The sequence below is a fragment of the Aeromonas sp. ASNIH2 genome (assembly GCF_002934795.1).
Lineage (GTDB): Bacteria > Pseudomonadota > Gammaproteobacteria > Enterobacterales > Aeromonadaceae > Aeromonas > Aeromonas caviae.
In genome coordinates, this window is the sequence record NZ_CP026406.1 from 4,574,120 (window position 1) to 4,588,013 (window position 13,894).

The 13,894-nt window shown below is 63.5% G+C and carries 9 protein-coding genes, 1 pseudogene and 1 other annotated feature; of the genes and pseudogenes, 1 reads left to right on the forward strand and 9 read right to left on the reverse strand.

From position 1 onward, the window contains the following. Positions 1-85: 85 nt before the first annotated feature. The 9 genes and pseudogenes from C3F36_RS21765 to hisG all read right to left on the reverse strand — a co-directional run bounded on the left by C3F36_RS21765 (position 86) and on the right by hisG (position 13,289). Positions 86-4,056: pseudogene (locus C3F36_RS21765) on the reverse strand (PAS domain S-box protein). After that, positions 4,053-6,206 carry a PAS domain-containing protein gene (locus C3F36_RS21770; protein WP_104455911.1) on the reverse strand — a complete coding sequence of 718 codons (2,154 nt, stop codon included), beginning with the start codon at positions 6,204-6,206 and terminating at the stop codon, positions 4,053-4,055. Before C3F36_RS21770 ends, C3F36_RS21765 begins: the two are co-directional and overlap by 4 nt. Continuing rightward, positions 6,199-7,308 (reverse strand): response regulator, encoded by a 1,110-nt coding sequence (locus tag C3F36_RS21775; protein ID WP_010674688.1) that lies wholly within the window; start codon positions 7,306-7,308, stop codon positions 6,199-6,201. The genes C3F36_RS21770 and C3F36_RS21775 overlap by 8 nt, the downstream gene beginning before the upstream one ends. A 132-nt stretch (positions 7,309-7,440) precedes the next feature. After that, entirely contained in the window at positions 7,441-8,187 is a 747-nt protein-coding gene (gene hisA / locus C3F36_RS21780; RefSeq protein ID WP_045524835.1) for a 1-(5-phosphoribosyl)-5-[(5-phosphoribosylamino)methylideneamino]imidazole-4-carboxamide isomerase, read from the reverse strand. A gap of 5 nt (positions 8,188-8,192) precedes the next feature. Beyond that, positions 8,193-8,816 carry an imidazole glycerol phosphate synthase subunit HisH gene (gene hisH / locus C3F36_RS21785; protein ID WP_104455912.1) on the reverse strand — a complete coding sequence of 208 codons (624 nt, stop codon included), beginning with the start codon at positions 8,814-8,816 and terminating at the stop codon, positions 8,193-8,195. Further along, positions 8,816-9,949, reverse strand: a complete 1,134-nt coding sequence (gene hisB / locus C3F36_RS21790) for a bifunctional histidinol-phosphatase/imidazoleglycerol-phosphate dehydratase HisB (protein ID WP_104455913.1) — start codon at positions 9,947-9,949, stop codon at positions 8,816-8,818. Before hisB ends, hisH begins: the two co-directional genes overlap by 1 nt. Positions 9,950-9,968: 19 nt before the next feature. Next, positions 9,969-11,039, reverse strand: coding sequence for a histidinol-phosphate transaminase (gene hisC / locus C3F36_RS21795; RefSeq protein ID WP_104455914.1), 1,071 nt, complete (start codon positions 11,037-11,039; stop codon positions 9,969-9,971). Next, positions 11,036-12,361, reverse strand: a complete 1,326-nt coding sequence (gene hisD / locus C3F36_RS21800) for a histidinol dehydrogenase (protein WP_104452914.1) — start codon at positions 12,359-12,361, stop codon at positions 11,036-11,038. The genes hisC and hisD overlap by 4 nt, the downstream gene beginning before the upstream one ends. Before the next feature lie 31 nt (positions 12,362-12,392). Then, positions 12,393-13,289 carry an ATP phosphoribosyltransferase gene (gene hisG, locus C3F36_RS21805; protein ID WP_010674694.1) on the reverse strand — a complete coding sequence of 299 codons (897 nt, stop codon included), beginning with the start codon at positions 13,287-13,289 and terminating at the stop codon, positions 12,393-12,395. A gap of 24 nt (positions 13,290-13,313) precedes the next feature. Continuing rightward, positions 13,314-13,442, reverse strand: a sequence feature (His leader region). Between the two features lie 190 nt (positions 13,443-13,632). Between hisG and C3F36_RS21810 the strand changes: the two genes are divergently transcribed. Then, positions 13,633-13,878 (forward strand): hypothetical protein, encoded by a 246-nt coding sequence (locus C3F36_RS21810; protein WP_104452916.1) that lies wholly within the window; start codon positions 13,633-13,635, stop codon positions 13,876-13,878. Positions 13,879-13,894: the final 16 nt, after the last annotated feature.

Consider the following 13,894-nt stretch of genomic DNA (forward strand, 5'->3'; position numbering starts at 1 on the left):
GAACGGGGGCCCCTGACGGGGGAAACGACAGGCCCGGCAGGCCGTCTCGTCGCCTCTGGGCACCCCACTATATGCATGACTTTATTCAGTGATTCAACCCTTTGTCGCCCTTCACCTGGCCCGGATGGCAGGCTGGCGCCTCGGGGAGGCTGGCCCGATCGTCCGAGTGGGTCTCGTCCGTTGCCATATGTTGGCGCAGGGTGAGCAGGGCGGCATCAAAATCAAACGCCTTCAGTTGCCTGGTCAGGGTGTCGCTGCGAGACCCCAGCATGAGGCGAAGGGGACCGGCATACTGCTCGTAGAGGGGGATCACGGCGGTGTCGCTTTGCACCAGCAGGGCTTCCATCTGGCCCAGCAGTTGCTGGCGCCACTGATCCCCCAGGGGCACCAGATCGGTGGTCGGGGCGGCGAGATCGTCCCCGAGCAGAGCGCAAAGGGCGGCGATCTCTTCATCGATGGATGACATGAGTCCGGTGGGCTCAGTGTTGCCGTCCGCGATGGCCTGCTCCAGTGCCAGGCAGTGGCGCGACAGCTCATGTGCCCCCAGGGTGCTCGCCACGCCGCGCAGGCTGTGGGCCATGCGGGTTGCATCGCTGTGCTCCCCGGCCTGCAAGTGGCAGTGCAGCCGGGCCATGTCCTGGCCATGCTCATGGATGAAGTAGCGAAGCAGGGCCAGGTATTTCTCCTGATTGCAGTTGAGGGCCGCCAGCCCCTGGTCGAGATCCAGACCCGGGTGTGCCTGCAAGCGGGCAAGGGGGCCTGTCACGGGATGGCGAGTGCTGTCGTCCGGGGCAAGCTCGGGGACCTTGCCCTGGGGCAACCAGCGCTGCAGGGCGTCAAACAGCTTGGCGGGGGTGACGGGCTTGGCAATGAAATCGTTCATGCCAGCCGATGCGCTCGCCTTTCTGTCCTCCTCGAAGGCGCTGGCGGTGAGCGCCAGGATGGGCAGCCTGTCCATGCCGGGCAGGGCCCGGATGGCGCGGGTGGCGCTGTAGCCATCCATCACCGGCATCTGTATGTCCATCAGGATGAGGTCGAAGGGATGCTGGTTGACGAGGGCCAGGGCCTCCTGGCCGTTGACGGCCGTCTCGATGACGAGGCCGCTGTGGCACAGGAGCTCGAGCACCACTTCCCGGTTGATGGCGTTGTCTTCCACCAGCAGGATCCGGGCGTGGCGAGGGAAGCTGAAGGCCTGTTGGTTCCCCTGCTCGGACGGGATCCGGGAAGGGGCGTCCTCCTTTGCCTTGAACAGCCTGGCGGTAAACCAGAAGCAGCTTCCCTCGCCTGGCTCGCTGGTGACTCCGACCTCACCCCCATCAGGGCGGCGATCCGGCTGGTGATTGCAAGGCCAAGGCCAGTGCCGCCATATCTGCGAGTGGTGGAGACATCCGCCTGTTCGAACGCCTGGAACAGCTTCTCGCGCTGTGCAGGGGTGATGCCGATGCCGGTGTCTTCCACCTCGAAGCGCAGCAGGTAGCCGGTGGTGAGGGGGCGGGCCAGCCTGACGCGCAGGGTGACGGTTCCCTGCTCGGTGAACTTGATGGCGTTGGTCGCATAGTTGAGCAGGGCCTGGCGCAGGCGGGTGATGTCGCCGTGCACCCAGGCGGGGGTATCGCCGATGTCCGTCACTATGGTGAGCCCCTTGGCCCTGGCCTGGTCGCTCATCAGGGTGCGGACGTTGTCCAGCATGGCGGTGAGGGAGAAATCGGTCAGATCCAGCGTCATCTTGCCCGCATCGATCTTGGAGAGATCCAGGATGTCGTTGAGGATGCTGAGCAGGTGCTGGGCGGCAGTGTCTATCTTGGTCAGCCGTTCGAGGTCGGTGGGATCCCGGGTGTCGCACTTGAGCAGATAGGTGAGCCCCAGGATGGCATTCATGGGGGTGCGGATCTCGTGGCTCATGTTGGCAAGGAAGGCGCTCTTGGCGTGGTTGGCACTTTCGGCCCGCTGGTGGGCCTGGGCCAGCTGCCGGGTGCGCTCGTTGACCATCTCCTCCAGGTGGTAGCGATACTGGTCCAGCTCCTCGCCGAGCTGCTTCTTCTCGGTGATGTCGGCCTGGACCGTGACGTAGTGGGTGATTTCGCCGCTCTCCTGGCGGATCGGCGACACCGTGGCCAGCACCTGGTAGTGGGAGCCATCCTTGCGCTGGTTGATGAATTCGCCATGCCAGCGCTGGCCGTGGTTGATGGCATCCCACAGGGCGACATAGCTGGCATCCGGGGTGAGGCCAGAGCGCAGCAGGGACGGGGTCCGGCCTATCACCTCGTGCTGCTGGTAACCACTGGCGGCGAGGAAGGCGGGGTTGACGTACTCGATGCGCGCCCGGGTGTCGGTGATGAAGACGCCGTCAGGGCTCTGTTCGAGGGCCAGGGACAACTGGCGCAACTGCTGCTCGGCCAGCTTGCTCTGGGTGATGTCCAGATGGATGCCAAGGAGGCGCACGGGTCGCTGCTGGGCGTCCCGGTAGACGCTCCCTTTGCTCACCAGCCAGCGGATGCCGCCATCTGGCAGCAGGATCCTGAACTCCAGCTCGACGGGGGCGCCGCTGACAGCCCGCTCCGCCAGCAACTGCTCGATGCGCGGCCTGTCATCCGGATGCAGGCAGGCTTGCCAGGCGGCCAGCTCGCCGAGCGCCTCGGCACTGCGGCCATAGAGGCGGGCGCATTCCGGCGAGAAGAAGAGGCGGTTGCTGACCATGTCCCATTCCCAGATGCCGACATGGGCCCCTTCCTGGGCCATCAGCAGGCGCTGTTCGCTCTCGCGCAGGGCGCTGCTGACGGTTTCGGCGCGCACCCGTGCACTGATGGCGTCGTCCATCAGGTTCAGGGCTGCGAGGCGAGCACGACGCTGGGTATCGAGCGCCATCTGCTGATTGTGTTGCAGGCGCTGCTCCGCGAGCTTGCGCTCCGTGATGTCCTGCACAGTGCCGTAGAGCTCGAGTATGGTGCCATCCCTGTCCCTGAGCGCCGCCCCGCGGGCAATGACCCAGGCGGTCTCCCCCTGCTCCGTGATCACTTCGGCATCGCACTCGTAGGGCTGCCCGTCCATCCTGCAGCGCTCGACGGCCTGGGCCACCGTGTGCCACCCCTCCTGGGTGAAGTATTTTCTGACCTCGGGATAGACGGCGGGGGGGAGGGCCGGATCCCGGCCATAGATGCGATAGATCTCCGGTGACCAGAAGTGGCTGTCATCGGCCACGCGCCAGCGCCAGTTCCCTATCTTGGCGAGACGCTGGGACTCGCGCAGTATGGCTTCGTTGCGGCGCAGCGCCTCCTCGGTCTCCTTGTTCTGCCGGTTGTCCTCGATGATGGAGATGAAGTAGTCGGGATTGCCTTCGGCGTCGCGCACCAGGGCCACCGTCAGAGTGGTCCAGATGATCTCGCCCCCCTTGTGCAGGTAGCGCTTCTCCAGGGTGTAGTGGGGGATTGTCCCCGCCAGCACCCGGGCGATGTGGACCTCATCGAGGTAGAGATCGTCCGGGTGGGTCAACTGCTGGAATGTCATCCCGGTGAGCTCGTCGGCCCGGTAGCCCAGGATGTGGCACAGTCGCTGATTGACACGCAGCCAGTGTCCATCGGGGGAGACCAGGGCGATGCCGACCGCCGCCTGTTCGAAGGTGACCTGGAAGCGGTTCTCGCTCTGCTGCAACTGGTTCTGGGTGTTCATCAGCTCCTGCCAGCGCAGGACCTCTCTGGCCCGGGCGCGATGAAAGGCGGCACTGAGCACGCTGATGAGCAGACCGTTGGCGATGAGCAGGCACCATTGCACCAGATCCTGGCCAGCCTCGACACTCAGTGAATAAATGGGGGGGAGCATGAAATAGCTGGTGACCAGGGCGGTGATCAGGGTGCAGAGCAGACCTGGCAACAAGCCCCCCAACAGGGCGCAAACGATGATGGGCAGCATGTAGAGAACCAGCTGCGGTCGCTCGCCAAATGCGATGGGCAGCTGGACCCGGATTTGCAACATCAGAACGGGCAGCAGCACGGCCAGCAGGGAGATCCCCCAGCGCTGGGTGGAGGGGCGCACATGCCACAGGGGTGACCAGCTCATCATGGGAGATCCTCCGGAGGCATGGGGGCCTGGGGATAGGGGGGCGGCACTCCGAGCTGACGGGAGAGCCCGTTGATCTGGTGCTTGAGGGCCAGCATGGCGAGTTCCCTGTCCACCATCACCTTGTTGAACCGCTCCAGCTCATGGTTCTGCTGGCGCAGCTCGCTGGCCTGGCGGGTCAGGGCCTGTTCAACCTGCTCCCGTTCGGTGACATCGAGCAGAATGCCGATGATGGCGGGCTGGCCGAGGTAGTCGACGCGCCGCCCGTACAGCTCGACCTCCAGGGATTCCCCGTGCTGATGCAGGGCACTGAAGCGGGTGTGGATATCGCGCGCGTCCTGCTCGCACGCGTGCACCAGCTCGGCGACCCGGGTGCTGTCCTTGGGAGCAGCAAGGGCGTGTAACTGGCCAACGGCGATCAGCGCCCCCGGGGTGTCATAGCCAAACAGTCGGGCAAAACAGGGGTTGATGTAGCAGAGCCGACCCTGCTGGATGATGTAGATCCCGGCAAGGGATTGCTCCACCAGGGCACGGAACAGCCCCTCCCGCTCTCGCAAGTCGGCCTCGGCCCGTTTGAAGTTCGTGATGTCCCGAGAGATGCCGAAGATCCCGATCACCTGCCCCTCGCTGTCTTGCAAGGGACCCTTGGTTGCGAGAAACACATGCTCGCCATCGGGCAGGGTCAGGTACTCCTCCTCGGTCTGCACCCGGTTGCGCTCTATGACCTGGCGCCCGGATGCCATCAGCATCTGCGCCTGCTGCGGCGGGAAGAGCGTCAGATCATCCTGGCCCAGCACCTCGTCAACCGGCTTGCCGACAAACTGGCTGGCGGCCCGGTTGAAGAGGATGTATCTGCCCTCCTTGTTCTTGGCGAAGATGGCGTCTTCCGAGCTGTCGGCGATGGCGGAGAGCAGTTGCAAGGCCTCCAGCCGCTGGGACTGGGAGTGCTGAAGCTGCTCAGCCATCTGCAGCCGGGTGTGCTGGCGCAGCAGGATGATGCCGGCGTTGGTGACAAAGAGCACCAGCAGGCCGATGAGACCGATCCAGACGCTCTCCTTGAAGGTGGCCTGGTAGAGTTCCGCCTTGTCGATCTTGGCCAGCAGGTACCAGTCCGTGTTCATGACCGGATAGACAACCCCGAAGACCTCGCTGCCCCGGTAATCCTGGCCATAAAGCACCTGGGGCGTGCCGCGTTCGGCGAGCCGCAAATACTGGGCAGCCAGCAGGGTGGGGTGGGTGACGGGATAGTGCAGGGTGAGAGCCGGTTCCGGGCGATAGCGCAGGCTACTCAGATAGTGGACCTGATCCCCTTGCTGGCGAAACAGAATGGCTTCTCCGCTGCTGTCTGGGATGGGCCAGGACCCCAGGATCTGATCGAGCCAGCGATTTGCGCTTATCTGCATCACCAGCACGGGGGCAGGTCCTGCAGCGACCTCCAGATTGACCAGAAAGTCCAGCCTGGCGTGGCCGCGATCATCGAGATAGGGACCAAGACGCATGACGTTGCCCTGCTCGAGCCGTGGCAGGGCGTCACGCAACGTGGCATTCATGGTGTCGCCACCCGGGGTATGCCACAGGGGCTGTCCGGCAGGATTGAACACGGCCGCACCGTGAAATCCGCGTACCGAGATGAATTCGAGCAGCCTTGCCAGTGGTGGCGTGATCGCTTCGGGTGAGGATGGTGCTTGTCCGGGACGATAGAAATCAGTACTGCCCAGACCCTTTATGAGCTGGTGAATATCCTGCTCGTGGGTTCCGAGCCACTCGGTGACGCGCTGGCTCTTGAGATCCGCGATGGCTTCGAGACGAGCCACCTCCTTGTTGCGTGCCAGTTCGATGTTGCGGGCGATGGCCATGGCGGTCAGGGCCAAAATGAGCCCGTTGAGCAACAGGAAGGGGATCCATTGACGCCGCGTAAAGACAGGTGTGCTGCCGGTGGTGTCAATGCGACGACGCAGCATGGCATAAAGCATGAGGGCCGTGATGAGGATGAAGAGCCAGCCCTTGATGGTGCTTGCCATGGCGAACTGGGCAGGGGTGCTGAACAGCCACTCCACCGCCTTGTCGGAGAGCAGGATCCACAGGCTTGCCACGGCGGCATAGGTGAGCACGACGTTGAGCACATGTGCCCGGGTCAGGGGAGCCTCAGCCATCCACGGCCTCGCTGCCATCCTGGTAGCGTTCGGCAATGGTGACGAACGCGTCGAAATGGCGATCGAAGGCGGTCACGACATCGGGATCGAAATGGTGGCCGCTGCCGGAGAGGATGAGGGCGCGAGCCTCGTCGTAGCTCATGGCCGGCTTGTAGACCCTGGCGCAGATGAGGGCGTCAAACACGTCTGCCAGCGCCATCAGGCGGGCCGAGAGGGGTATGGCGTCCCCTTGCAAGCCGTCCGGGTAGCCGCTGCCATCCCACTTCTCGTGGTGCCAGTGGGCGATCTCCTTGGCCAGGGTGAGGAAGGCCAGGGGCTGCTCCATGTCCTGTTCGGCCTCCTCGATGGCATCGCTGCCGAGCTTGGCGTGGGTGCGCATGATCTGCCACTCCTCCGGGGTCAGCTTGCCCGGTTTGAGCAGGATGTGGTCGGGAATGCCCACCTTGCCGATATCATGAAGCGGTGCGGAGCGGCTCAGCAGATCGATGTAACCCGGGGTCAGGGTATCGGCGAAACGGGGGTGATCAGCCAGGGCGCTCGCCAGCAGACGTACATAGCCCTGGGTGCGCAGGATATGGTTGCCGGTTTCGGGGTCGCGGATCTCCGCCAGATGGGCGAGAGCGCGGATGGAGACCTGCTGGATCAGGTCGTTTTCCGCCATTCGCCGCGCGACCTCGGCTTCCAGCGCCGCATTCTGGTTTTGCAGACCGTCACGGGCCTGCTTGGCCTCCAGCTGGGTACGCACCCGGGCCTGAACGACCACCGGTTTGATGGGCTTGGTGATGTAATCGGCGGCGCCGAGGGAGAGGCCGAACTCCTCGCTCTGGGGGTCGGCGAGGGCGGTGAGCAGAACGACGGGAATACGGCTGCTGATCGGGGACTGACGCAATTGCCTGAGCACTTCATAACCATCCATGCCGGGCATCATCACATCCAGCAGGATGAGGTCAGGCTTTGGATCCGCGCTGACGATGCGCAGGCATTTTTCCCCGCTCTGCGCAGCCAGCACGCGGTAATGAGGCGAAAGCAATTCGGTCAGTACCATCAGATTTTCGGGTGAGTCGTCGACGATCAGGATGGTGGCGTTGTGAGGTGTCAACATATGTCTTCCATGACGCTATCCCTGTGAGGTCGAGTATAGAGCCAATTGCTGCCAAATCATAAGGTTCGCCCCCATCGGGGAGAAAGAGGCCTGCCCGGATGGGCAGGCTGTCTGATGCCGGAAAGGGGCGCGTCACGCAGCGCGGCCGTCACCCCAGCAGTGAATGGCTTCTGCCACGTCAAACTTGCCCTCCAGCAGGGCACGGCCGAGGATGATCCCCTTGACGCCGGTTCCCTTGAGCGCCTCGATATCCGCCAGACCGCCGATACCGCCGGACGCCTGGAAGCCGACGCTCGGGTAGCGGGCGCAGAGATCCCGGTAGAGTTCGACGTTGGTGCCCGCCAGGGTACCGTCCCGGCTGATGTCGGTGCAGAGCACGTGTCTGAGTCCGGCGGGGAGGAAGCGCTCGATCAGTGCCTCGATGGAGATGCCGCTGTTCTCCTGCCAGCCAGCCACTGCGATGTGGCGGTTGCCCTGTTCATCGATGTTGACATCCAGGGCCAGCACGATGCGCTCGGGACCATATTTCTCCATCCAGCTGGCCACCAGATCCGGGGATTTGACGGCGGTGGAGCCGATCACCACCCGGCTGGCGCCGGCCGCCAGCAAGTCGGCCACATCCTGTTCGCTGCGCACGCCGCCGCCGACCTGCACCGGTGCCTCGGTGGCGGACAGCAGCTGGGCGATGAGGGCCAACTGGCGTGCCTTGGCATCCTTGGCGCCGTCCAGATCCACCAGGTGCAGCTGCGCCGCCCCCTGGCTGACATAGTCATCGAAGCGGGCCTGCGGGTTGTCGCTGTAGGCGGTTTTCTGGCCGTAGTCGCCCTGATAGAGGCGCACGACCTGACCGTTGATAAGGTCGATTGCGGGAATAATCATGCCTGTCATAGCTCCAGAAAGTTTTGCAGTAGGCGGGCACCGGCCGGGCCGGATCGCTCCGGGTGGAATTGGGCGCCAAAGAAGTTGTCCCGCCCGACGATGGCGGTAAAGGGCAGGCCGTAGTCGCAGGTCGCCAGGGTCGCGTCGGTCACCTCCAGCGCATAGGAGTGGACAAAGTAGAAGTAGCTGCCGCTGGGAATGCCTTTGAGTAGCGGGTGGGTCTCGTCGTGTGCAATCTGGTTCCAGCCCATGTGGGGCAGGCGCAGGTTGCCCACCTCCATCAGGCGGATCCTGCCAGGCACGATGCCGAGGCAGTCGATGAGCGCTCCTTCGCTGCCATCGGCGCTCATGTTCTCTTCCGAGGCCTGTGCCAGCATCTGCATGCCGAGGCAAAAACCGAGCAACGGCTGCTTGGCGGCGCGAATGAGGGGCACCAGTTCCCGCTCATTGAGGTTCTTCATGGCGGCGATGGCGGTGCCGACGCCGGGCAGGATCAGCTTGTCCGCCTGTTCGATGTCGGTGGCCTTGCAGCTCACCCTGGGTTGCACGCCGAGGCGCTCGAACGCCATGCGCACCGAGGCGAGGTTGGCGCAGCCGGTGTCGATGATGACCAGGTTCTGTTTCCCCATCACAGCACCCCCTTGCTGGAGGGAAGCTCGCTCCCTTCCACGCGAATGGCCTGGCGCAGGGCGCGGCCAAAGCCTTTGAACAGCGCTTCCACCTGGTGGTGGGTGTTGCCGCTGCCCACCTTCATCTGCAAGGTGATGGCCATGGCGTCAGAGAGGGAGCGGAAGAAGTGGGGCACCATCTCGGTGGCCATCTCTCCCACGCTGTCGCGACCAAAGCCGCTCGGGCAGTCGAACACGAAGTAGGGACGGCCGCTCAGATCCAGCGCCGTGGCCACGTCCAGCTCGGTCAGCGAGGTGTTGTCAGCCTCCTGGCGGGGACGCCCGTCGATCACCGCCTGCACCTCGTCCATCGCCAGCACGAAGCCGAAGCGGCCGATGCCGCGCTTGTTGCCAAGGGCCTGGCGCAGGGCTTGACCCAGCGCCAATCCCACATCTTCCACCGTGTGGTGATCGTCGATGTGAAGATCGCCGCTCACTTTGAGCTTGAGGCGAAAGCCCGCGTGGGTCGCTATCTGATCCAGCATGTGATCGAAGAAGCCGATGCCGGTGGCGATCTGGTTGCCACCGCTCTTGTCGAGATCCACCGCCACCTGGATGCGGGTCTCCTTGGTGTAGCGCTCCACCTCGGCCACGCGCCCCTTGGAGAGCAGCTGATCACGAATGGCAGTCCAGCCGTGATCTTGCGGGTGGTAGCGGATGCCGCGGATGCCCATGTTCTCGGCAAGCTGGATGTCGGTCTGTCTGTCGCCAATCACGAAGGAGTGGGCAAAGTCGATGCGGCCCGAGGCGAGATACTCCTTCACCAGCCCAAGGTGAGGCTTGCGGCAGCTGCAACCGTCGGTGGGGAAGTGGGGGCAGATCAGCACTTGCTCCCAGGTGACACCCTGGGATTCGAAGAGGTGCATCATCAGGTCGTGGGGCGGCTGGAAGTGTTCAAGGGGCAGGCTGGCGGTGCCGAGCCCATCCTGGTTGGTCACCATCACCAGCACGTAGCCGGCGGCCTGGAGCTCACGCAGCACAGGTATCACCATGGGCTCGAAGCGCAGCTTCGCAAGGCTGTCCACCTGCTTGTCGGTGACCGGCTCCTCGATCAGGGTGCCGTCACGGTCGATAAACAAAAACGGGGTTTTCATCGCTACATCCTTGCTTGTCTTACAGAGAGGGTGGGGGCAGGTCACGCAGCACGGCGAGCACGGCGTCCATTTCGCCCTGATAGCCGATGGTGATGCGGATGCTGTTGTCAAGGCCAGGCTTGCTGGAGAAATCACGCAAGATGATGCCGGCGGCCTTCATGGCGGCGAACACGGCGGCGCCATCTTTGAAGCGCACCAGCACGAAGTTGCCCTTGTCCTCGAACACTTCCTTGACGCAGGACAGACGAAGCAGCTCCGCCTTGATGAGCGCCTTTTGCTTGTTGAGTTCCAGCACCCGCTCCTGCATCAGTTCCAGCCCCATGGGAGAGAGCGCCTGGGCGGCAATCTGGGCGATGGGGTCGGGAATGGGGTAGGGCGCGATCACCTTGGCCAGCATGGCAATCACCTCGGGATCCCCCAAAGTAAAGCCGCAGCGGATCCCCGCCAGGGCAAAGGCCTTGGAGAGGGTACGGGTCACCACCAGGTTCGGGTATTGGGCGAGCAGGTCCACCACAGAGGCCTCCGGGCAGAACTCGATGTAGGCCTCGTCCACGACGATGATGGCGCGGTCCCGGGCCTTCTCCAGCAGGGCGACGAGTCCCTTGCGGCCCACCAGATCCCCGGTGGGATTGTTGGGGGAGCAGAGGAACACCAGCTTCACGTCAGAGAGGCGATCGGCGATGGCGGGCCAGTCCGGCTGACGGCTGGCGGTCAATGGCTGCTCGACAATCCCCACGCCACAGGTCTCGGCGCTGATGGCGTACATGCCGTAGGTGGGGGGGCAGATGAGGATCTGATCTTCCCCCGCCTCGCAGAAGGTGCGGATCAAGAGCTCGATGGCCTCGTCGGCACCGCGGCTTACCAGCACCTGATCCGGATTGACCCCGGCGTAGGCGGCATAGCCATTCACCACCTCGGCCGGCTGGCACTCGGGATAGCGGTTGAGGCGACTCCCCTCGACGGTGAAGGGATAGGCCAGGGGGGCCTCGTTGGCATTGAGCCAGACGTGGCCCTGGCCGCCGATGCGGCGCGCGGACTGGTAGGGAGTGAGAGCCCGTACAACGCGACGGGCCAGATTGACGATGCTCATGACAAATCCTTCTGCTGTGCTGTTTGTTGGGGCTCGGCGGCCAGGGCGTTCAACCTGAGGGTGACGGCATGCTTGTGGGCATCGAGCCCCTCGGCCTGGGCGATGCGCTGGACGATGGGGCCAAGGCCGCGAATGCCGTCTGCAGTGAGCTCTTGAACCGTGTAGCGGCGCTGATAGTCAGCAAGCCCCAGGCTCGAGCAGGTGCGGGCATAGCCGTAGGTGGGCAGGGTGTGGTTGGTGCCGCTGGCGTAATCACCGACCGACTCCGGTGTCCATGCCCCGAGGAAGATGGAGCCCGCGTTCTCGAGCTTGTCCAGCAGATCCCGGGGTGCCCGGGTCTGCACGATGAGGTGTTCCGGTGCATAGGCGTTGGAGATGGCGCAGGCCTCCTCCAGGTTGTCGCAGAGGATCACCAGGCTTGCCTTCAGGGCTTGCTCGGCGATGTCGCGGCGGCTGAGGTCGGTGAGTTGCGCCTGGAGCTCGCTGCCGATGGCATCGGCCAGGGGAGCGGAGGTGGTGACCAGCACCACCTGGCTGTCGGGGCCGTGCTCGGCCTGGGAGAGCAGGTCCGATGCTACGAAGGCCGGGTTGGCGCTCTCGTCTGCGATCACCAGTACCTCGGAGGGGCCGGCTGGCATGTCGATGGCGGCGCCCCGCCAGTCACGGGAAACCTGGCCCTTGGCTTCGGTCACATAGGCGTTGCCCGGGCCGAAGATCTTGTCGACCTTGGGGATGGTTTGCGTGCCATAGGCCATGGCCGCGATGGCCTGGGCACCGCCGATGGCGAACACCTGGCGAACACCACAGGCGCGGGCGGCAAACAGGATCTCGTCGCTCGCCGGAGACGGGGTGCAGAGCACCACCTCACGGCAACCGGCCAGGCTTGCCGGAATGGCCAGCATCATCACGGTGGAGGGGAGCGGCGCGCTGCCTCCCGGGACATAGAGACCGACCCGGCTGATGGGTTGGGTGCGCAGCTCGCACAGCACCCCGGGCTGGGTCTCGACTCGCACGACGGGCTGCACCTGGGCGGCGTGGAAGGTTCGGATATTGGTGATGGCGGCCTCGATGGCACCCTTGATGTCATCACCGAGTCGAGCGCAGGCGGCATCCACTTCCGCGTCGCTCACCCGAAGCTGTTCGCGGGGCGCGCGTTCGAAACGCTGGCTCAGCTCGCGCAGGGCCTCATCGCCCCGGCTGCGTACTGCGGCAATGATGTCTCGCACCACGGTACCGATGTCGGCTTCGTCGCCAAGGGCGGGCCGGGTCAGGACTTCGGCTTGCCGGGCGGGGGAGAGGGTCTTCCAGATCAGGGTCTGCATGATGTGTCTTCCTTATTCCATCTCTCTCGGCTTATTCCATCATCTTTTCAATGGGCAGCACCAGGATGGAGCTGGCACCCAGGGCCTTGAGCTGTTCCATGGTCTCCCAGAACAGGGTTTCGCTGGAGACGACGTGCAGGGCCACCTGGTTGGTGTCACCGGCGAGCTGCATGATGGTGGGACGCTCCGCCCCCGGCAGCAGATCCGTGATGGCATCGAGCTTATCTTTGGGGGCGTGCAGCATGATGTATTTGCTTTCGCGCGCCTGCTGCATCCCCTGGATGCGGGGCAGCAGCTTGTCGATGAGTTTCTGCTTGGCATCGTTCAGGGGGTTGGGGGCCTGCACCAGGACGGCCTTGGAGCGGTAGATCACCTCGACCTCTTTCAGGCCGTTGGCTTCCAGGGTTGCGCCGGTGGAGACCAGATCGCAGATGGCATCGGCCAGACCCGCGCGGGGGGCCACTTCCACCGAGCCGCCCAGCATCACGCTCTTGAAGCCCAGGCCCTTCTCGTCGAAGAAGCGCTTGAGCAGACCGGGGTAGGAGGTGGCGATGCGTTTGCCGGCCAGGCTCTCGGGTCCTGTGTAGTTGACATCGTCCGGCACCGCCAGAGAGAGGCGGCAGCCGCCGAAGTCGAGCTGCTTGAGGGTCTTCACCGCAAAGGGCTGCCCCTGGGCTGCGCGGATGAGCTGCACCTCTTCGAGAACGTTCTCGCCGATGATGCCAAGATCGACCACCCCTTCCATCACCAGACCCGGGATGTCGTCATCACGCACTCGCAGAATGTCGATGGGCATGTTCTCGACATGGGCGATGAGGCGTTGTTCCCGCAGGTTGATCTTGAGGCCGCAGCTCTTGAAGAGGGCCTGGGAATCCTGGCTCAGACGACCGGATTTTTGCATGGCGATGCGCAGACGTTGTGTTTCCATTGCTCGATTTCCTTCTAGTCAAAAACGAAAAAACCCTCGGAAGTATGTGCTTCCGAGGGTTCATGAATCTTGCGTTCCTTTTGGAAGTCACCAGTTAAGTGTCTTCCAGCAGTCAACCTCCTGAAAGACTATTCGGGATGATGATGGTGATGATGAGTCTTCAGGTTGGTGAACTTCATGATGTAATCAATCCTTTACAAATCAGATGCCGTTGTTGACGCCCGATTTAAACTACCTGCCTTGACAGAAAATGCAACCGAAAAATGTGATCAGGACGATTAAAGTTGAGAAAACGGTTTTCTGGTCGATAACTAGACAATGAGATGCCAAAGGAGGCGACATCATGCCCAGCCAGGACCTGTTATTTCCCATCCTGCCCCGCGCACCCTCGACACCGAGCCCGGATGACATCAAGCGGGAGGTGACCCAGATCAGCCAGAAACATCAGCTGCGCAAGATAGGCACCGACAATGGTGGCGGTGGTCAGCATCACCAGCAGAGAGAGCAGCCGCCAAAGCCTGGTCAACCAGCGGTGCAGGATGATGATCACAAACCGGATCCGGACCACCGGATTGATCTCTTCGTCTGAACGCATTATCAGTCCC